The following is a 17,938-nucleotide window of genomic DNA, read 5'->3' as shown; positions in this document are numbered from 1 at the left end:
GTCGATTGCTGCATGAAGCGTTTTTCCTCCATCCTTCTGCCACTGGTCACCGCAGCGGTCTTCCTGCTGGGCTGGCATACGCTGGTGCGTGTCTCAGGCAGCGATCTCTTCCCCACTCCGGTGGATGTGCTGCGCGGCATCCATGAGCTCTTTGAGAAAGGGCTGCTGTTGAAATACATCGTGGCATCGCTCTTTCGAGTGAGCTGGGGTTTTGGGCTGGCAGTGGTCGTGGGCGTGCCGCTGGGGCTTGTTTTGGGGTGGTTCCGCCCGGCCTTCCAGGCACTGAACCCGATTATCCAGATCCTGCGGCCCATCTCACCCATCGCATGGATTCCTGTGGCGATTCTGTGGTTCGGGATCGATGACACTGCGCCGGTGTTTCTGATCTTCCTGGCCAGTGTGTTTCCCATCACCGTGTCCTCGATGGCGGCGGTGCAAAACATGCAGCTTGTGTATCTGCGTGCGGCTCAAAATTTTGGCATCAAGGGTCCGCAGCTCTTCAGGCGTGTGATTTTGCCTGCCGCCTTGCCGCAGATCATCACGGGCATCCGCATCGCGCTGGGCATCGCCTGGCTGGTGGTGGTGGCGGCGGAGATGATCGCGGTGAACAGCGGTCTGGGGTATCTCATCATCGACGCACGCAATGCCGGCAAACGCTACGACCTTGTGGTGGCCGGCATGGTGATGATCGGGCTGATCGGGCTGGTGCTGGATCTGCTGATCCGGCAGCTGGAGAAATTTGACGAAGTGAAATGGGGCTATGGACAACGATAAATCACTCATCCACGTCCGCGATTGCTGGAAATCCTTCCCTGGCAAAAGAGCCGGAGAGGAGGTGCACGTGCTGGAGCGTGTGAATCTGGATGTGAAGGCAGGAGAGTTTGTCTGCGTGGTGGGCCCTTCCGGCTGCGGCAAATCCACGCTGCTCAACATCATCGGCGGCTTTCTTAAAGAGTCGCAGGGAGATGTGCAGGTGGCAGGATCGGCGGTGAACGGGCCGGATCCTCGGCGGATCTTTGTGTTTCAGGAAAACGGCGTCTTTCCCTGGCTCACGGTCGAGGAAAACATCGGCTTTGGCCTGATGTCCCGCCCGCCCCGGGAGAGGGAGGAGCGTGTGACGCACTACATCGGCATGGTGGGACTCACCGGCTTTGAGAAGTCCTACCCGCGCGAGCTCTCCGGCGGCATGCGACAGCGCGTGGAGATCGCCCGTGCACTGGCGGCAGATGCCGAGGTGCTGTACATGGACGAGCCTTTCGGGGCGCTGGATTTCATCACTCGTCTGAAAATGCGCGCGGATCTGGTGCGCATCTGGCAGGCGGAGAAGAAGACGATTCTTTTTGTCACGCATGACATCGAGGAGGCCGTGCAACTGGCAGATCGAGTGGTGGTGATGAGCCGCCGCCCGGCCACGGTGGCTGAGGAGGTGCGGGTGGAACTGCCGCGCCCACGTGATCTGGACTCCCCCGGCTACCTGGCCGCACGAGACCGGATTTTCGCCATCATGGGCATGGATGTGCATGGTGGAGGAAGTGGTGATTTGAAGTGATCTTTTTGTCGCGAGCAACGTATATTCGGACCCATTCCATGAACACCGAACACGAAGTCATCATCATCGGCGGCGGACCAGCCGGCACCAGCACTGCGGCCATTCTGGCGGAGTACGGCCACAAGGTTCTCGTGCTCGAGCGCGAGAAGTTTCCGCGCTACCATGTGGGGGAGTCGCTGATCCCGTTCACCTTCGGCCCGCTGGAGCGTCTGGGGCTGATCCCGACGATGAAGAAATCTCACTTCATGAAGAAGTTCAGCGTGAGTTTTGTGCAGCCAGACGGACGGCGCTCGCAGCCCTTCTATTTTTACAACCGATATGACCGCGACACCGTGGCGCAGACGTGGCAGGTGATGCGCTCAGAGTTTGACCACATGCTGATGGAGCACGCGCGCGGCCGAGGCGCCGAGGTGCGTGAGGAGACGACCGTGACGCAACTGCTCAAGGACGACAGCGGCAAGGTCGTCGGCGTGGCTGTGAAAAACAAGGACGGCAGCACGGAGCACCTGCTGGCCAAGCTGGTGATCGATGCCTCGGGCAAGGAAGCGTTTGCCTCGGTGCGCGAGGGCTGGCGCGTGGGCGACCCCTACCTGAACAAGGTGGCGGTGTGGACCTACTACAAGGGATCCAAGCGTGAAGAAGGGATCGATGAAGGCGCGACGACAATCGCTTTTGTGCCGGACAAGGGCTGGTTCTGGCACATCCCCATGCACAATGACATGGTGAGCGTGGGAGTGGTGGCCGAGGGCAAGTACCTGAGCCGTGACGGCGTGCGCGATCCGAAGGCGATGTTTGAGCGCGAGATCGGCGAGAACCAGTGGATCAAGGAGCACCTCTCCGCCGGAACTTGCACGGGAGAATATTGGATCACGAGCGAGTATTCACGGCACTCGAAGTACGGTGCTTCGCCGGGGCTGCTCCTGGTGGGTGATGCCTTTGCGTTTCTGGACCCCGTCTTCAGCAGCGGCGTGATGCTGGCGCTCAAGAGCGGCGTGCTGGCGGGAGATGCTGTGCATGCGGCTCTGGAGGCGAGAGACCTCTCCCCGCAGCGCTTCAGCGAGTATGCCGAGCAGATGCGCCAGGGCATCGACAACATGCGCAAGCTTGTTTACGCCTTTTACAATCCAGACTTTTCCTTCAAGGACGTGGTCATGAAATACCCCGATGCGGGCGATGAGATCACCGACTGTCTTTCTGGAGATGTGAACAAGGACTACTCTTCGCTGTGGAAGAAGATCCGCGAGTTTGCGCCGATCCCGGACATCCTGCCCTACGGGGTGCCGATGGCGGCGTGAGCGGTTTTCTTCACACTCCAAACCACGAGCAGAAAGAGGGCGATCAGGCTCGCGCCGGTGGCGTTCTCGCGCAGGGTGGGCGGAAAGATGAGCAGGTAGCCGGCACTCTTCACCAAAGCGGAAAAGCTGGAGACGCAGAAAGGCATGAGAAAGAGGCGGAAGGTCACCCAGCGGTCCGGCCAGATCCAGCGACCGGAGGCCGGCGTCTGCGTGCTGATGAGCAGCGCCGCGCCGATGATGGCACTCAGGCCCACGGAGGTGAGCCAGATGCGTGGTGTGCCGTCGAAGTGGTTCACAATGCTGAGCAGCCACCAGATGAAGTAACACCAGAGAATGGTGCGGCCGGTGGAGAGATTCTGCAGGTAGCGGATGAGAGGCATGGCGGATGCGGTGGCAGATGAATGACGCGCATCCGGGCTTCGGCAAACACGAAGGACAGAAAGCCGCCCAGAGGAGTGCGGCCTGACAGTCATGGGGCGCGTAATGCGCATGCACCATGCCATCCCGACCCCGTCTCATCCTCGTGCTGGGAGACCAGCTAGATCTGCAGTCCGCCGCCTTTGACGGCTGCGACCCGAAGCGGGATGTGGTGTGGATGGCGGAGGTGGCGGCGGAGTCCACCAAGGTGTGGAACGTGAAGGCGCGCATCGCGGTCTTTCTCGCGTCCATGCGGCACTTTCGTGAGGCGCTGCGGGAAAAGGGATGGCGTGTGGACTATCATGAAATCGGAAAGCATGAGACGCTGGTGGAGGCGCTGAGTGCGAGTGTGCTGTCACTGAAACCCTCTGAGCTGATCATGGTGCAGGCCGGGGAGTGGGGAGTGCAGCGCGACCTGGAGTCTGCGGCCGCAGAGCTGAGCGTGCCGCTGGAGGTGCGGGAAGACCGCCACTTTCTCTGCACACCGGCGGAGTTTGCCAAACACGCGGCGGGCCGCAAACAACTGCGGATGGAGTTCTTCTACCGAGAGATGCGCCAGCGCACGGGCGTGCTGATGGAGAATGACGGCCCGGCGGGCGGGCAGTGGAACTTTGACCACGACAACCGCGGCACCTTTGGCAAAGAGGGGCCGGACCTGCTGCGCATGCCGCCAAAGCGGTTTATGCCAGACAAGATCACGCGGGAGGTCATCGCACTGGTGGAGGAGCGTTTTGCCAAGCATCCGGGGACGTTGACGGATTTTGACTGGCCGGTCACGGCGGCGCAGAGCCTGGAGGCGCTGGAGGATTTCATCGTGCACCGGCTGGCTGATTTTGGACAGTACCAGGATGCCATGTGGATGAATGAGCCGTGGCTGTACCACTCCAGACTCAGCGCGGCGATGAATCTCAAAATGCTGGATCCGCGTGTGGTGATCGCGGCTGCGGAAAAGGCGTGGCGCAGCGGCAAGGCACCGCTGGCGGCGGTGGAGGGCTTCATCCGGCAGATCCTGGGCTGGCGGGAGTATGTGCGCGGCATCTACTGGCTGAAGATGCCAGACTATGTGCGGCTGAATGAAATGCAGGCGCATGAGAAACTGCCCGCCTTTTACTGGACGGGAAAGACGGACATGAACTGCCTGAGCCAAGCCATCGGCCAGACTCTGCGCTATGGCTACGCGCACCACATTCAGCGGCTGATGGTGACCGGCTTGTTTGCACTGCTCTACGGGGTGGATCCGTATCAGGTGCATGAGTGGTACCTGGCGGTGTATGTGGACGCGGTGGAGTGGGTGGAGCTGCCGAACACGCTGGGCATGAGCCAGTATGGCGACGGTGGCCTGATGGCCAGCAAGCCCTACGTGGCCAGCGGCAAGTACATCCAGCGCATGAGCAACTACTGCACCGGCTGCAAGTATGACCCCGCGCAGTCCACAGGACCCAAGGCCTGCCCCTTTACCACGCTGTACTGGGACTACCTGCTGCAGCATGAGCCGCGACTGAAAAAGAACCAGCGCATGAGCATGCAGCTGAAAAACCTGACTCGACTGAGTGCGGAACAGAGAGGCGAGATCCAGGAGCAGGCGCGACGGGTGCGGGAGAGGTGTGGTGGAGAGGGGTGGTGGAGAGGGGTGATTCCCATTTGGAGTGCGGCTGCGTCGATGACCTGCGCTTGAAGACTGCTGCTTTTGGGTGGGAACTGATGTGCGAGCACTCACGAGCTTGCGGAAAGCGGTAGCTGCGCTCGTTCCTCGCTGCGCAACCGCACTCCAAAAACGCTGCGGCTGAACGGGGGATTTGGGGACGAACATGGATGTTCGTTTTATGTTGGAGATCACGCCAGCACGTCCTTCACCACCTTCGCGGGTTCGACGCCGGTGAGCTTGAAGTCGAGGCCCTGGGCGCGGAAGGTGAAGCGCTCGTGGTCGATGCCGAGCTGGTGCATCACCGTGGCGTGCAGGTCGCGGACGTGGACGGGGTTTTCGGCCACGTTGTAGCTGAAGTCGTCTGTGGCGCCATAGGTGATGCCGGGCTTGATGCCGCCGCCGGCCATCCACATGGTGAAGCAGCGCGGGTGGTGATCGCGCCCGGCCTCGGGGCTGTCCCACTTGCCCTGGCCAGCGACACCACGGCCAAACTCGCCACCCCAGATGACGAGGGTGTCATCGAGCAGGCCGCGTTGTTTGAGGTCCTTGATGAGGGCGGCGCTGGGCTGGTCGGTGTCGCGGCAGCGGGCGGTGCACCAGCTCGGGAGGCGGCTGTGGTGGTCCCAGTCGGGATGGAAGAGCTGGATGAAGCGCACGCCACGCTCAGCGAGACGACGCGCGAGGATGCAGTTTGCGGCATAGCTGCCGGCGCGGCGTGAGTCAGGGCCGTACATGTCGAAGACGTGATCGGGCTCGTCGCTGAGATCGGTCAGCTCCGGCACGCTGCTTTGCATGCGGTAGGCCATTTCATACTGGCGGATGCGGGTGGTGATCTCGGGGTCGTGCGTTTGCTCAAAGCGCATCTGGTTTAGCTCCGCGAGACCATCCAGCATGCCACGGCGCAGATGGCGTGGCAGGCCTTCGGGATCGGTGAGGTACAAGACGGGGTCTTTGGAGTTGCGGAGCTTCACGCCCTGATAGCGTGAGGGCAGGAAACCGCTGCCCCAGTAATGGTCGTAGAGCGGCTGGTCGCTCGGGCGCTGCATTTTGGAAATGAGCACGAGGTAGTCGGGCAGGTTGCGGTTCAGGCTGCCGAGGCCGTAGCTGATCCATGAGCCCATGCTCGGCCTACCGGGAAGCTGATGGCCGGTGAGAAACTGCGTCATGGCCGGCGCGTGGTTGATCTGGTCTGTCGTCATCGACTTGATGAAGCAGAGATCGTCCGCCACGCCCTGCAGGTGCGGCAGCCATTCGCTGATGGTGGCGCCGCTTTTGCCGCAGCGGCTGAACTGGGTAAGCCCCGGCAGGATGAGCTGCTTCTGACCGGAAGTCATCGTGGTGAGGCGCTGGCCCTGGCGCACGGATTCGGGCAGCTCCGTTCCCGCGAGGCGCATAAGCCCGGGCTTGTGATCGTAGAGCTCCAGCTGCGAGGGACCGCCTGAGTGAGTGAGGAAAATGACGCGCTTGGCCTTGGGTGCAAAATGCGGCAGCGAGGGAAGGCCCGGCACCTCCGGCTGCTCTGCGAGGGAGTGCAGCGCCATGGCGCCGACGGAAACGCCGGTGCACTGGCCGAGGAAGTAGCGCCGTGTGGTGTTGAGGGAGGATTCACTCATGGGTGATGGCTTCGTCGAGGTTGAGCACCAGGCTGGCCACGAGCGTGTGCGCGGCGAGTTCGGGCGTGGTTTGCAGTTTGCGGGCGTCTTCCGGATGCGTGCGGTAATGGGCCAGGGCGCTGTCGAGCTCGCGCTGAAGCACGGCGAGTTCTTTGGCGGTGGGCTGGCGTGTCAGGACAGACTGGTAGAGAAGCGGCAGGCGGTCTTCGCTCTTGGCCGCCAGCATGCGCTTGGCTAGTGCGCGGGAGGCTTCCATCATCGTCTCGTCATTGAGCAGGGTGAGTGCCTGCAGTGGTGTGTTGGTGCGGGTCATGGCCACCTCGCAGACACGGCGCTGGGCACTGTCGAAGAGGAAGGTGGGGGCGATGCTACGCCGCCAGAAGGCATACAGGGTGCGGCGGTGCTGGGCCGCGCCCTGGCTGGGCTCGTAGGTGAAGCGGCCCATGAAGATCTCCTCCCACACGCCATCCGGCTGGTAGGGGCGTACAGGTGGTCCGCCGAGGGCGGGATTGAGAAGGCCGGAGGAAGCGAGCGCGGCATCGCGGATCATCCAGGCGGGCAGGCGGAAGCGTGGGCCGCGCGAGAGGAGGAAGTTCTGCGGATCGGAGGCGTCTGTGCGGTCGGAGGACTGCTGATAGGTCGCGCTGGTGACGATGAGCCTGATCAACTTCTTCACGTCCCAGCCGTTCTCCATGAAATCGACGGCCAGCCAGTCGAGCAGTTCGGGGTGCGTGGGGCGCTGGCCTTGCAGACCGAAATCATCTGGCGTGCGAACCAGTCCCGCACCGAAAAACATCTGCCACACATGGTTCACAAACACGCGTGCGGTGAGCGGGTTGTCCTTGGACGTGATCCACTTCGCGAGGCCGATGCGATCCCGCGCCAGACCTGCGGGCCAGGGGGCGATGGCGGCGGGCACGTCGCGCTGGACGACATCGCCCTTTTTATCCCAGACACCGCGCACAAGCACATTCGTTACGCGCGGCTCTTTGCGTTCTGCGAGCACCATGACGTTGAGCTTGCCTGCGGCAGCCTGCACTTCCTTGAGCTGCGCGGTGGCGCGATCCAGCGAAGCCTTGGCGAGCTGGTAGGGTGCATAATCTTCCAGAAACTGCGCCATCAGGCGCTCGCGCTCGACTTTGCCGGCGGCGAGCTGTTCGACAGGCGTGAGGCCGAGTTCGCGCACGGCGGGGCCGGGCTGGTCGGTAGCGGAAACGCGGAAGCTGGCGATGTTGGCATCGCCATTGGTGGAGCGTTGGCGGAGTTCGAAGATGAGCTCTTCGTCAGTTTCGAGTTCGAGCGGCTCAGCGAAGCCGTAAAGCGCGGTATGCGGCTGGTCTTTGGGGAAGCCCCTGGTGGTCCAGCCGTTGCGCGGGTCGTCATCCAGCGTGCCTTTCACATCGCCGTACTCGCGGGCCTTGCCTTCGACCTTGGTGTCGGCCACGGCGTTCTTAACAAGGATGTCGCGGATCTGGGAGCTGCCCTTGCGTCGCACCTGCACCTTGATGTCAGTGAGGATGAATTCGCCGTCCTTGCCACGGGAGAGCACACCGTTTTGCGGCAGCACTTCGAGCTTCAAGCCGGTGAGACGCGGCAGCTTGACGGAGGAGATGAGGCGATAATCGTCCTGTTTGGGGTTCGGGCCGCTGGCAGTGACGATGCCGTCCTTGGCCTGGGTCAGCTTCGAGCCTTCCTGGGACTCCACCGTGCCATGAATCACGTGCCATGCCGTGAAGCCGCCCTTCACCGCGCTCTGCTTTTCAGCGAGCCATTTCTCGAAGGGCGTGGCGGCGTCGGCTTTCGCTTGAGCTTCGACCGGCTTGCGGGCATCGACCAGTTTTTGGGCTTCATCCACGGCACGCTTGGCATGGGGAGACTGGTAGCTCAGGTAAGGCTTGGCAGCCGTGCCGGCAGCACCGTCTTCATCGATGCTGTTAAAGAAGGCGTTGAGGCTGTAGTAGTCGTGATGGGAGATGGGGTCAAACTTGTGCGAGTGGCACTGGGTGCAGCCGAGCGTGAGACCGAGCCACACGGTGCCGGTGGTGTTCACGCGGTCGATTACGTAGTCGATGCGGGACTCCTCCTTGTCGCGACCGCCTTCGCCGTTGGTCATGTGGTTGCGGTGAAAGCAAGTGGCCAGTTTCTGCTCGGGCGTGGCATTGGGCAGCAGATCTCCGGCAAACTGCTCCAGCGTGAACTGATCGAAGGGCTTGTTGGCGTTGAACGACTCCACCACGTAGTCGCGCCAGGGCCAGTTGGTGCGCGAGGCGTCGGACTGGAAGCCATCGGTGTCGGAGTAGCGTGCGGCATCCAGCCACCACATGGCCATGCGCTCGCCGAAGTGGGGCGATGCCAGCAGGCTGTCTATGGTCTGAGATTCCGATGTCGGAGGCAGGCCGGTGAGATCGAAGGAAATGCGACGGCGGAGAATGTAATCTGGTGCTTTGGGGGAAAGCGTGCGGCCTTCTTTGGCGAGGCGGGCTTTGACAAAGAAGTCCACGGGATGGCCTTCGACCCTGGCCTTCACCGGCTTTTCGAGGGACCAGTGCTTGCCCCATTTGGCACCTTCGGCGATCCAGCGTTTCAGCAGTGCGACCTGCTCGGCCTTGAGCGCGGGCTTGTGTGATTTTGGCGGCGGCATGACCTCCTCCGGGTCGGTGCTGACGATGCGGGACATGAAGTCGCCGGACTTGAGCACCTCACGTGCGCCCTCTTGAGTATCGAGACGCAGGTCCGCTTTGCGATGGCCCGCGTCCTGGCCGTGGCAGGAGAGACAGTTGTCCGAAAGCAGCGGCAGCACCTCGCGGCTAAAGCTCACCGGCTCCGCATGAGCGGAAAACGAGAGGGCGAGGAGTGGCAGCAGGTATTTCGACATGAGACGCAACATGCTGAAACCAACGCGTTTGAACATGCAGGGTGCATGCATCGGCTTTGGACAATCCTGAGATTTTTTGCGTGCAGCCGCGCTCTGGGCTGTGGTGAGAGACGTATCTGGGAACAGCCCCCTTCCCTCATGAGCAAGTCTCTCTCCAAAATGCAATCCGGCCTCGCACTGGCCGGATTCATCGTCGTCACCTTCTGTGCTCCGCTACTCAGTGTGGGTGTGGGCTCCATGCCGGGGGCGTGGTACGCGGCGCTGAACAAACCCACGTGGAATCCGCCGCCGTGGGTGTTTGGCCCGACATGGACACTGTTGTACACGCTGATGGCGGTGGCGGCGTGGATGGTGTGGAAGCGCTCGGGCTTTTCAAAGCCCCTGGTGCTTTACTTTGTGCAGCTGGCGCTAAATGCAGCCTGGACGCCGATCTTTTTCGGCCTGCACTGGCTGGGGGTCTCGGTGACGGTGATCGTGGTGCTGTGGCTCATGATTGCGGCCATGCTGGTTTCATTTCGACGCGTGCGCGGCACGGCCGGGTGGCTGCTGGTGCCGTATCTGATGTGGGTGTCGTTTGCCACAGCGCTGAACGTCACGATCTGGCAGCTGAATGGTTGAGAATCCATGACGAAACCTGCACAGGCATGCTCAAAGCCCACGGTGGTGGATGCGGCTGCCATCCGTGAATGCCTGCTGCGGCTGGCAGCGTGCCGGGGCGAGGGGGCCACCTACTGTCCCTCCGAGGCGGCTCGGCAGCTCAGCCATGACTGGCGTCCACTGATGCAGCCGGTGCGCGAGGTAGCGGCCGAGCTGGTGGATGAAGGGCTGCTGGTCTGCACGCAGAAGGGCGTGCCTGCGGATCCACTGGCCGCGCGGGGACCGATCCGGCTGGCAAGGCCGGCGAAGGACTAGCGTGCTCCTTGTGGAATCTGCGTGGCAGGCTGAGGCGTAAACCGCTTCTGCATGGCTGTGCACACTTTGTTTCATCAGCAGATCATTCCTGCGCCGCTGACGGAGGTATGGGCGTTCTTTTCCAACCCGCGCAATCTGGCCCGCATCACGCCGCCGGGGATGGGGTTTTCCACGGAGGAAAAAGACCTGCCGGCCGCCGTTTATCCGGGGCTCATGATCACGCACCGGCTACGCCCGCTGCTGGGGATTCCCATGACGTGGCTCACGGAGATCACGCATGTGGTGGAAGGCAGGCGCTTTGTGGATGAGCAGCGTGTGGGGCCTTATGCGGTGTGGCATCATGAGCATGACTTTGAGGATCTGGGTGACGGGCGCACCCAGACGACCGACCGCGTAACGTATGTGATGCCCTTTGGCCCTCTGGGAGAGCTGGCGCATCCCTGGCTGGTGGCGCCGGAGCTGAAGCGCGTCTTTGCGCATCGGGAGAAGGCGATGCGGGAGATTTTCCCCGGCTGAGTTTGGGAGAGTCCGTACAGCGGCGGGTGCCGTATCTGCTGGCTGACTTTCCAACCCATACTATCAAAACAAAGCGCGCATGAGTTCCAAAAAATGGCTGATCACCGGATGTTCGAGCGGCTTTGGCCGGGCGATTGCAGAGGCGGCGCTGGCGGCCGGGCAGCAGGTCATCGCCACGGCGCGTGACGTGCGCAGCATCGCGGATCTGGAAAAGCCGGGAAGCTGCGAGGTCATGGCGCTCGACATCACCGATGCGGCCAACATCCGTGAAGTGATCGCGGCTGCGGGGGCGCTGGATGTGATCGTCAACAACGCGGGCTATGGCCTGATCGGTGCGGTGGAGGAATGCAGCGACGAGCAGATCCGCCGCAGTCTGGAGACGAATTTCTTTGGCCCGCTGAATGTGATCCGCGCGGTGCTGCCAGGGCTGCGGGCACAGAAGCGCGGTCACATTGTGAACATCAGCGCTGCGGCGGCCATTTCGAATTATCCGGGCTTTGGCATCTACGGCGGGGCCAAGGCCGCGCTGGAGATGATGAGCGAGAGCCTGCGGCTGGAGCTGGCGCCTCTGGGCATCCACGTGACGCTGGTGCAGCCGGGGCCGTTCCGCACGGATTTCATCGCACGGGGACTGGAAAAGGCCGCCACGCAGATCGCAGACTATGACGGCAGCGCGCGGAAGTTTGCCACGTTTCTTGAAACCGTGAACGGCAAGCAGCCCGGCGATCCGGTGCGTGCCGCGCAGGCCATTGTGAAGATGGTGCTGGATGGCGAGACGCCGCCACGCCTGCCGCTGGGCAAGTATGTGGTGAAGAAGATGCGTGACAAAGCCGCAGCCCTCACACGCGAGGCCGAGCGCTGGGGAGACGTGGCCGCAGCGACGGATTTTGCGAGCTGATGTAGCCCGCGCAGGGGATGATCGTTCGTTCGACTTGCGGCCGGATGCAGCGTAAGAAAGCCACCCGACATGAACATTCCCGTGCCTTATGAACTGAACGGCCGCCGCCGCTGCCTGCTGGTGCAGGACGGCGAGACCATCAGCGTCGGACGTGGAACGGCCTGCAGCATTCAGGTGAGCGGAGAGGCGGTGGCAGAAGTAGAGCTGAAAGCGCAGATGGTGAATCGCTGCGAGGTTGCGGTGGTGCATCCGGCCAACGGTGGCGTGCCCTACGCGCAGCCTCTGCCTTGGAAAATGACTCTGGGCGGCACCGAGCTGCAGATCATCCGGCCTGCCAGACCTGCTGCGGATGCGGCCGTGCCTGAGGATAGAGACATGGTGGTGCAGGGACTTAGGGCAGGAGAGATGCCGGTGATTTTGCGCCAGGCTGTGCCTCTGCTGGTGGGCTCGGGTGCCGAATGCCAGGTGGTGATTTCAGATGCGGGCTGCCCGCCTTGCTTGCTGGCCCTGTGGGCGGCACCCGGGGGCAAGGTGCAGGTGCAGCTGCTGGACGATTCTGCGACGGTGGGCTGGCTGGGACGTGCGGGCGAGAAGGAGGCGGTGCTGGAGCCTCCGCTGAGTCTGAGCATCAACGGCCGGATGCTCCTCCTGAGCAACAGCGCTGCAGCATCTGCACAGGCTCTGGTAGCCAGACCTCTCGTGTCCGGAGCTGCAGTCCTGCCCAAAGTGTCCGCCATTCTTCCCAAGAGTGCGGACAGCGGTCCGAAGATCATTTCCAAACAAGCGCCGGCGGAGACACCGAAAGAGGAGGCGGCCCGATCAGGGCAGAAAACCATCCTGCATGTGGAGGCGCCTGCCCACCGCCCGGTGGTGGTGCAGCAGGCCATAGCGCCGGCCAGCTCTGAGGCGGCACCGCTGACCATGGAGGAGGCGCAAAAGGCCCACACCCGGCACGCGAGCCCCACCGCCTTCATTATTTGCAGCTGGCTGCAGGTGGGGATGACGTATGCGGTGGCGTTTCTGCCGCAGCAGACCGTGGAGCTCTGGATCGCCGCCGGGGGCATGCTGGTGCTGACTCTGCTGCTGGGGCTGGCTGCGCTCCTGAAGTGAGCAGCGCTCAAGCATGCGGCTGGTTTTTTCCACGCCGGTGTCATACAAAGCGGCAGCCCGCGGCACTCAGCGGGAAATGAATGGAACGCGCGACTGCCGACCAGCTCGAAGCCCTGCATCCCGACGCCTTTGGCTGGGCGCTGCACTGCTGTGCGGGCGATCATGCGCGGGCGGAGGACGTGCTGCAAAACGCGTATCTCAAACTGGCCCAGCAGCGGACGCTGCACGATGGGCGCTCCAGCTTCAAAACGTGGTGGTTTGGAGTGATCCGACTCACGGCCTACGAGGAGTTCCGGCGGCTGAGATATCGCGAATCCCTTCTGGGCAGGCTGCTGCTGCACTTCGGCGCTGCGGAGCAGGATCCCAGTCCTTCGCCCGCACGAAAGATGGAGCTGGACGAGCGTACGGCCGAGTTGCGGCGCTGCCTGGCGCAGCTGCCAGCACGACAGGCAGAGGTGCTGCATCTGGTTTTCTACCAGGATCTGACGCTCAACGAAGCGGCGGAAGTGCTGCGTGTGAGCCTTGGCTCTGTGCGCCAGCATTACGAACGTGGCAAAGCGCGCCTGCGCAGCCTTCTGCAACCCGACCCCATCCATGAAACCTAGCACTGACGACGATTTGCTCGCGATTTTTGCGCGCCTGCGCCGGTCTGACCGTGAAGATGCACCCGCCTGGTGTCCAGAACTGCTGGATGCGCCCCGGCAACGCCCCGAACCTTCCAGGCGCTGGATGCCGGCAGTGCTGGCGGCATCCAGCGTGGTCGTACTGTCACTCTTCCTGGGGCGTATGCCGCAGCATGGGCCGTCGCTGAGTGAAGCCCTGCCGCCTTTGTTTGATGTGCCGTCTGGAGAGCTGTTTGCCAGCATCGAGCCATCGCTGATGGCACTTGAAGCGCCATCGGATTTTCTTCTGCCTGAACACCTTAACCTTATTCACCCATGAAAAAGTTTCTTTGCTGTCTGTTTCTTGCTGCCGCCAGTCTGCCCGCAGCTCAAGTGGAGGACTGGCTGAAAAGCGGGCTGCTGCATCCGGATGTGCTCGATTCAGTACGTGAGCAGCTGGGGCTTACCGAAGAGCAGCAGGTGAAGCTGAACTCCCAGCTCAGCAAAGCACGTGCGCAGGCGGAGCCGCTGGAACAGGCCGTGCAGGAGCAGAAGAAGGCGCTCGGCCAGATGCTGCAAGACCCGAAGACTGCAGCTGATGCGGCGGCGGAACAGCTGACGAAACTGCTCAATGCGGAAGCTGCGATCAAACAGCTGCAGCTCCGGACGCTGATCGGCGTGCGTGATGTGCTGACTCCGGAGCAGCTGGCCAAAGCCAGGAAGCTCGGCCCGCCGAAGGTGGCCGGAGGCAGCGCTCTGGAGGCCAAGGTCCATCAGAAAGCCGGCAAGCTGAGGGCTGCGGTGGAATCGATCGGCCTGCCGCCTACTGAGGCGATGAAATACCGTGGCGGCGAGATCGAAAAGCTGATCCAGAGCGGGCAGTTTTCCGAGGCCAATGCCAAGCTGGATGAGCTGATGGAGGATTCGCATGTCAAAGAGCTGGAGGCCGAAGTGGAAAAGGTGGACTTTTCCAAGTTTGAGCCTGGAATCACGGACTTGGAGACCCTGAAGGAACGCTATGAAAGCCTGCAGGTGGCCGGGCAGGAGATCATTTCACTGCCGCTGCTGCGCGAACTGGTGCAGGCCAAGGAGGCATTTGAAGCTGCCAAAGAGGCCCAGGACGCCGAAAAAGTGGGGCGCATCCTCACCTATGTGGAGGGCAAGCTGAAGAAGTAGGCCGGGCAAAAAACCGGGAAGCAGGGGAATGAGGAGTTTCCCCGTATGGCGGTGTCGGGGTGAAACCGTAGAAAACTTTCGTTTGCCTTTGGCCCGTTTCCGGCGATAAGACGCTGTAAGTCACCTGTTAAGGGTCAGGCTCAGTCGTTCATCAGGTGATTTTGAATCCGTTGGTGTTCATATACCGATGATCGGGGCTGATTCTGGCGCGAAGCGGAAGACTGCACCCAACAAAGATATGAATACCAAGATGTATGTGGGCAATCTGCCCTTCGCCGCTCAGGAACAAGACATTCGTGAGCTGTTCTCCCAATATGGTGGTGTCACCGAAGTCTTCCTCCCGATGGATCGCGAAAGCGGACGTCCACGTGGTTTTGCCTTTGTGACCATGGACTCTGCAGAAGCCATGAATGCTGCGATCAATGCGCAGAATGGCCAGGAATTTATGGGCCGTAAGCTGGCCATCAATGAAGCCCGCCCACGTGAAGAACGTCCGGCTGGCGGCGGCGGCGGTGGCCGTGGCGGCTACGGTGGTGGCGGCGGCGGTGGCCGTGGCGGCTACGGTGGTGGCGGCGGCGGCGGTGGCTACGGTGGTGGCGGCGGCGGTGGCCGTGGCGGCTACGGTGGTGGCGGCGGCAAGCGCGGCGGCTTTGACCGTGGCAATCGCGGCGGCGACGAAGGCGGCTGGTAATTTCCCAGTTTCCTTTTGATTTTAAGCCCGTGGTTCAGTGAGAGCGTTTCAGCCCTCCTGGATCACGGGTTTTTCTGCGTTCACGAACAGCGCAAACACGCCTGCCAGAACAAAGGCCCCCGCACACATCCAGACGCCCTCGTGGTAGTCCTGGTTGGTGTCGAAATTCTCACGCACGACAGAGAAAAGCATGGGCATGATGGCGGCTCCGAGGTTTCCCCACATGTTGGACCAGCCGAAGAGCTGTGCCTGGTATTTGCCGCTGATGTCCTGCATGGTCGTCCACATGGCTGGCAGGCCGATGTCGCCAAAAAAGGCGACGAGGCCAAAGGCCGCTGCCATACCCCAGGGGGAATCAGTCCACAGGGCCAGCATGTAGCAGGCAGCCGCGGCAAATTTGGTGACAGACATGGGCAGCATGCGACCCAGGCGCTTGCCATGATGGCGGCTGATGTAGTCCGTGATGAAGCCGCCGAGCGGGAGGGCTGCGATGCCAATGGAGAGTGCGCCTGTGGTGATGAGGCCGGTCATGCCTTCCTCCAGGTGCATCACTTTTCTGAGGTAGTCCGGCAGGGTGAGGATGAGGAAAGCCCAGCCGATGTTGGTGAAGAACTGCACGGCATTGGCCATCCAGAGATTGGTGCTTTTGCAGGAGAGCTTGAGAGGGAAGCTTTTGGGCGGATCTTTGACGGGCTGGAAGTCTCCCCTGCCCTCTGCCAGCAGGGAGATCTCAGCCGCATTGCAGCGCGGGTGCTGCCGGGGATGCTCGCGGAAGACACGCCAGTATGACGCGGCGACGATCACGCCGACGAGCCCATACAGCCACCCTGCCCAGCGCCAGTCGCCTGCGCGCAGAATCACGAATGCAGTCAGGCCTGGTGCCACAGCACCGCCCACGCGTCCGCCCCAGGAGATCAGGCTGCTGGCAAAACCACGTGATTCGATGTGTGCCCAGCGGGTGAGCAGGCCGCTGCTGGCGGGATAGTAGCCGGCTTCGGCCAGTCCGCAGAACAAGCGTGCGAGCAGCAGGGTGGTGAAGCCCGTGGCAAAGCTGGTGGCCGCGGTGAAAACCGACCACATGGCGATGTAAATGGTGATGAGTGTGCGCGTTCCAAAACGGTCGCTCAGCCACCCGGCAGGCACTTGGGCCAGAGCGTATGCCCAGAAGAAGGCGCCTTTGACCCAGTCAATCTGCCAGCCTTCCAAAGCGACACTTTTTTGGAACGAGTCTGAACTCACAATCTGTGCCAGGCAGATGCGGTCCAGGTACATGAGAAAGGCTACCATGGTCGCCGTGGCTAGGATCTGATGGCGGACGATCGTGGGGCGTGCGGAGGAAGACATCGTAGAGACAAGACGCAGAAAATCAGCCATCCCTAGCAGGATTCGAGCTTGAAGAAGAACCGGAAGGCGTGCATGAGCCGTGTGTTGCAGCGCAAAAGCGACGCAATGAACCGGCTTGCCTGCCGCGAAGTTTCATCAACTCTTCCTTACCATGACTGCCATCAAAAACCTTACCGCGCTGCTCGTGCTGAGCTTTCTCGCCTCCGGCGTGCTTGGCTGGTTCCTGTTTCAGTCGCATGCGGACCTCGCGGCGGTGCATGCGGAGCTTGAGCAGGTCAAGGCTGCGCATGCCGAGGAGATGAGCGCGAAGAAGGCTGAATTTCAGCGCACGCTCGAAACCCAGGCGGCGCAGCATCAGAAAATGGTCACCGCGCTCAATGATGAGCATGAAAAGAAGATCGATGAACTTCGCAAAGGTGAGCGCAAGCGTCTGGCGATTGCCGCCAAGGAGTTTGAAAACATCTTCGAGGGCAACAAGACCACGCTGCAATACATTGACCTGCTGGAGGACAAAGTGAAGGCGGGGCAGGCGCTGTCGAAGGCGGAAGTGGAAAAGCTCTCGATCATCACCACGGGGCTGAGCTACCTGAAAAAGCAGTACCAGAAGCCGATGCAGGAGTTTCAGGAGCTGGCAAACTACTTTGACGCCCAGGCTTCCAAGCAGCTTGAAAAACCGAAGGGAGGCTTCTTCAAGCGCCTCTTCAGCAGCAATTTCCGCGATGCAGAGAAGGAATACCTTCGTCAGGAGGGGGCCAAGGAAGCCTTTGAACAGGCCCAGGGCAAATTCTCCAGCACCTACAAGCAGGCCCAGAAGGTGATGAACTCCGTCAACCTTGATGCCGACGGCGAGATTCAGAAGCTGCACGCCTACATTGACGACAAGCAGCAGATGAACGCCCAGGATCTCACCTCTTTCTTTGACAAGGCAAGGAAAGCCCTGCGCACGCATCAGGATGTGCTCGATTTTGAGCCGGATGCCGTGCCACTGCCAGCGACTAAACCCCAGCCTTAAAGGCGGGATTCCGGCAGTGGCCGTTTTGGGGATGTATTCCTACGCCTCTTAGGCTTTTGATTGCAAGCATGACGCTGGCCCGGCGAAGCCGTGCTCAGGTGGGTTCATAACACTATAATACTCTGCTGGAGCAGCCAGCCTGGGGTCGGAAGAAGAACGGCCCTATTGATTCTTAAGTCAAAATTTGAGACTTTTGAGACGAGTCGCCAATTGGCTCATCCCTCAGTGAAGGACAAAGATTTTCTTGCCTTTGGGTTGCCAATTCCTTTAGCATCGACCTTCC

At 61.6% G+C, this 17,938-nt stretch carries 18 protein-coding genes; 14 read left to right on the top strand and 4 right to left on the bottom strand.

Annotated features, from left to right (window positions below; translation table 11 throughout):
* The first annotated feature begins 12 nt into the window (after nt 1-12).
* The 3 genes from ACZ5WW_RS14435 to ACZ5WW_RS14425 are packed head-to-tail and all read left to right on the top strand — an operon-like array spanning nt 13 to nt 2,844.
* Complete coding sequence (locus tag ACZ5WW_RS14435; protein ID WP_377171936.1) at nt 13-774, top strand: ABC transporter permease; 762 nt, start codon at nt 13-15, stop codon at nt 772-774.
* Nucleotides 761-1,549 (top strand): ABC transporter ATP-binding protein, encoded by a 789-nt coding sequence (locus tag ACZ5WW_RS14430; protein WP_377171938.1) that lies wholly within the window; start codon nt 761-763, stop codon nt 1,547-1,549. Before ACZ5WW_RS14435 ends, ACZ5WW_RS14430 begins: the two co-directional genes overlap by 14 nt.
* 38 nt (nt 1,550-1,587) lie before the next feature.
* The gene (locus ACZ5WW_RS14425) at nt 1,588-2,844 is read left to right on the top strand and encodes an NAD(P)/FAD-dependent oxidoreductase (protein ID WP_377171940.1); all 1,257 of its coding nucleotides are present in this window, start codon (nt 1,588-1,590) and stop codon (nt 2,842-2,844) included.
* Here the strand turns inward: ACZ5WW_RS14425 and ACZ5WW_RS14420 are convergent.
* On the bottom strand, nt 2,820-3,224 hold the full coding sequence (locus ACZ5WW_RS14420; RefSeq protein WP_377171942.1) for a hypothetical protein: 405 nt from the start codon (nt 3,222-3,224) through the stop codon (nt 2,820-2,822). The two genes, ACZ5WW_RS14425 and ACZ5WW_RS14420, sit on opposite strands and share 25 nt — an antisense overlap.
* A 116-nt stretch (nt 3,225-3,340) precedes the next feature.
* Between ACZ5WW_RS14420 and ACZ5WW_RS14415 the strand changes: the two genes are divergently transcribed.
* A complete protein-coding gene (locus ACZ5WW_RS14415; protein ID WP_377171944.1) occupies nt 3,341-4,936 on the top strand; it encodes a cryptochrome/photolyase family protein in 1,596 nt (531 codons plus the stop codon).
* A 158-nt stretch (nt 4,937-5,094) separates the two neighbouring features.
* Here the strand turns inward: ACZ5WW_RS14415 and ACZ5WW_RS14410 are convergent, their stop codons facing one another.
* The gene (locus ACZ5WW_RS14410; RefSeq protein WP_377171946.1) at nt 5,095-6,519 is read right to left on the bottom strand and encodes a DUF1501 domain-containing protein; all 1,425 of its coding nucleotides are present in this window, start codon (nt 6,517-6,519) and stop codon (nt 5,095-5,097) included.
* Nucleotides 6,512-9,430 (bottom strand): PSD1 and planctomycete cytochrome C domain-containing protein, encoded by a 2,919-nt coding sequence (locus ACZ5WW_RS14405; RefSeq protein WP_377171948.1) that lies wholly within the window; start codon nt 9,428-9,430, stop codon nt 6,512-6,514. Before ACZ5WW_RS14405 ends, ACZ5WW_RS14410 begins: the two co-directional genes overlap by 8 nt.
* A gap of 102 nt (nt 9,431-9,532) precedes the next feature.
* Between ACZ5WW_RS14405 and ACZ5WW_RS14400 the strand changes: the two genes are divergently transcribed.
* The 9 genes from ACZ5WW_RS14400 to ACZ5WW_RS14360 all read left to right on the top strand — a co-directional run bounded on the left by ACZ5WW_RS14400 (nt 9,533) and on the right by ACZ5WW_RS14360 (nt 15,299).
* A complete protein-coding gene (locus ACZ5WW_RS14400) occupies nt 9,533-10,012 on the top strand; it encodes a TspO/MBR family protein (protein ID WP_377171950.1) in 480 nt (159 codons plus the stop codon).
* 6 nt (nt 10,013-10,018) lie between these two features.
* Nucleotides 10,019-10,306, top strand: a complete 288-nt coding sequence (locus ACZ5WW_RS14395; RefSeq protein ID WP_377171952.1) for a DUF3253 domain-containing protein — start codon at nt 10,019-10,021, stop codon at nt 10,304-10,306.
* A gap of 51 nt (nt 10,307-10,357) precedes the next feature.
* Nucleotides 10,358-10,822 carry an SRPBCC family protein gene (locus tag ACZ5WW_RS14390; protein ID WP_377171954.1) on the top strand — a complete coding sequence of 155 codons (465 nt, stop codon included), beginning with the start codon at nt 10,358-10,360 and terminating at the stop codon, nt 10,820-10,822.
* A 79-nt stretch (nt 10,823-10,901) separates the two neighbouring features.
* The gene (locus tag ACZ5WW_RS14385) at nt 10,902-11,720 is read left to right on the top strand and encodes an oxidoreductase (RefSeq protein WP_377171956.1); all 819 of its coding nucleotides are present in this window, start codon (nt 10,902-10,904) and stop codon (nt 11,718-11,720) included.
* A 69-nt stretch (nt 11,721-11,789) separates the two neighbouring features.
* Nucleotides 11,790-12,830: a hypothetical protein gene (locus ACZ5WW_RS14380; protein WP_377171958.1), complete on the top strand. Its 1,041-nt coding sequence runs from the start codon at nt 11,790-11,792 to the stop codon at nt 12,828-12,830.
* Between the two features lie 80 nt (nt 12,831-12,910).
* Nucleotides 12,911-13,435 carry an RNA polymerase sigma factor gene (locus tag ACZ5WW_RS14375; protein WP_377171960.1) on the top strand — a complete coding sequence of 175 codons (525 nt, stop codon included), beginning with the start codon at nt 12,911-12,913 and terminating at the stop codon, nt 13,433-13,435.
* Nucleotides 13,425-13,772: a hypothetical protein gene (locus ACZ5WW_RS14370; RefSeq protein WP_377171962.1), complete on the top strand. Its 348-nt coding sequence runs from the start codon at nt 13,425-13,427 to the stop codon at nt 13,770-13,772. Before ACZ5WW_RS14375 ends, ACZ5WW_RS14370 begins: the two co-directional genes overlap by 11 nt.
* Complete coding sequence (locus ACZ5WW_RS14365; protein ID WP_377171964.1) at nt 13,769-14,608, top strand: Spy/CpxP family protein refolding chaperone; 840 nt, start codon at nt 13,769-13,771, stop codon at nt 14,606-14,608. The genes ACZ5WW_RS14370 and ACZ5WW_RS14365 overlap by 4 nt, the downstream gene beginning before the upstream one ends.
* Nucleotides 14,609-14,846: 238 nt before the next feature.
* Complete coding sequence (locus ACZ5WW_RS14360) at nt 14,847-15,299, top strand: RNA recognition motif domain-containing protein (RefSeq protein ID WP_377171966.1); 453 nt, start codon at nt 14,847-14,849, stop codon at nt 15,297-15,299.
* Between the two features lie 48 nt (nt 15,300-15,347).
* Here the strand turns inward: ACZ5WW_RS14360 and ACZ5WW_RS14355 are convergent, their stop codons facing one another.
* Nucleotides 15,348-16,643, bottom strand: a complete 1,296-nt coding sequence (locus ACZ5WW_RS14355) for an MFS transporter (protein ID WP_377171968.1) — start codon at nt 16,641-16,643, stop codon at nt 15,348-15,350.
* Between the two features lie 151 nt (nt 16,644-16,794).
* Here ACZ5WW_RS14355 and ACZ5WW_RS14350 point away from each other — a divergent pair, with 151 nt between their 5' ends.
* The gene (locus ACZ5WW_RS14350; protein ID WP_377171970.1) at nt 16,795-17,655 is read left to right on the top strand and encodes a hypothetical protein; all 861 of its coding nucleotides are present in this window, start codon (nt 16,795-16,797) and stop codon (nt 17,653-17,655) included.
* The last annotated feature ends 283 nt before the right edge of the window (nt 17,656-17,938 follow it).

It is taken from the genome of Prosthecobacter fluviatilis (assembly GCF_055388355.1).
This window is presented reverse-complemented; position numbering and strand designations above follow the sequence as displayed.

Coding starts and splice junctions, on each gene's coding strand:
- ACZ5WW_RS14355 (WP_377171968.1), bottom strand. CDS start 16,643: ATGTCTTCCTCCGCACGCCCCACGATCGTCCGCCATCAGATCCTAGCC.
- ACZ5WW_RS14415 (WP_377171944.1), top strand. CDS start 3,341: ATGCCATCCCGACCCCGTCTCATCCTCGTGCTGGGAGACCAGCTAGAT.
- ACZ5WW_RS14380 (WP_377171958.1), top strand. CDS start 11,790: ATGAACATTCCCGTGCCTTATGAACTGAACGGCCGCCGCCGCTGCCTG.
- ACZ5WW_RS14395 (WP_377171952.1), top strand. CDS start 10,019: ATGACGAAACCTGCACAGGCATGCTCAAAGCCCACGGTGGTGGATGCG.
- ACZ5WW_RS14370 (WP_377171962.1), top strand. CDS start 13,425: ATGAAACCTAGCACTGACGACGATTTGCTCGCGATTTTTGCGCGCCTG.
- ACZ5WW_RS14360 (WP_377171966.1), top strand. CDS start 14,847: ATGAATACCAAGATGTATGTGGGCAATCTGCCCTTCGCCGCTCAGGAA.
- ACZ5WW_RS14350 (WP_377171970.1), top strand. CDS start 16,795: ATGACTGCCATCAAAAACCTTACCGCGCTGCTCGTGCTGAGCTTTCTC.
- ACZ5WW_RS14430 (WP_377171938.1), top strand. CDS start 761: ATGGACAACGATAAATCACTCATCCACGTCCGCGATTGCTGGAAATCC.
- ACZ5WW_RS14365 (WP_377171964.1), top strand. CDS start 13,769: ATGAAAAAGTTTCTTTGCTGTCTGTTTCTTGCTGCCGCCAGTCTGCCC.
- ACZ5WW_RS14410 (WP_377171946.1), bottom strand. CDS start 6,519: ATGAGTGAATCCTCCCTCAACACCACACGGCGCTACTTCCTCGGCCAG.
- ACZ5WW_RS14400 (WP_377171950.1), top strand. CDS start 9,533: ATGAGCAAGTCTCTCTCCAAAATGCAATCCGGCCTCGCACTGGCCGGA.
- ACZ5WW_RS14425 (WP_377171940.1), top strand. CDS start 1,588: ATGAACACCGAACACGAAGTCATCATCATCGGCGGCGGACCAGCCGGC.
- ACZ5WW_RS14390 (WP_377171954.1), top strand. CDS start 10,358: ATGGCTGTGCACACTTTGTTTCATCAGCAGATCATTCCTGCGCCGCTG.
- ACZ5WW_RS14385 (WP_377171956.1), top strand. CDS start 10,902: ATGAGTTCCAAAAAATGGCTGATCACCGGATGTTCGAGCGGCTTTGGC.
- ACZ5WW_RS14420 (WP_377171942.1), bottom strand. CDS start 3,224: ATGCCTCTCATCCGCTACCTGCAGAATCTCTCCACCGGCCGCACCATT.
- ACZ5WW_RS14435 (WP_377171936.1), top strand. CDS start 13: ATGAAGCGTTTTTCCTCCATCCTTCTGCCACTGGTCACCGCAGCGGTC.
- ACZ5WW_RS14375 (WP_377171960.1), top strand. CDS start 12,911: ATGGAACGCGCGACTGCCGACCAGCTCGAAGCCCTGCATCCCGACGCC.
- ACZ5WW_RS14405 (WP_377171948.1), bottom strand. CDS start 9,430: ATGTTCAAACGCGTTGGTTTCAGCATGTTGCGTCTCATGTCGAAATAC.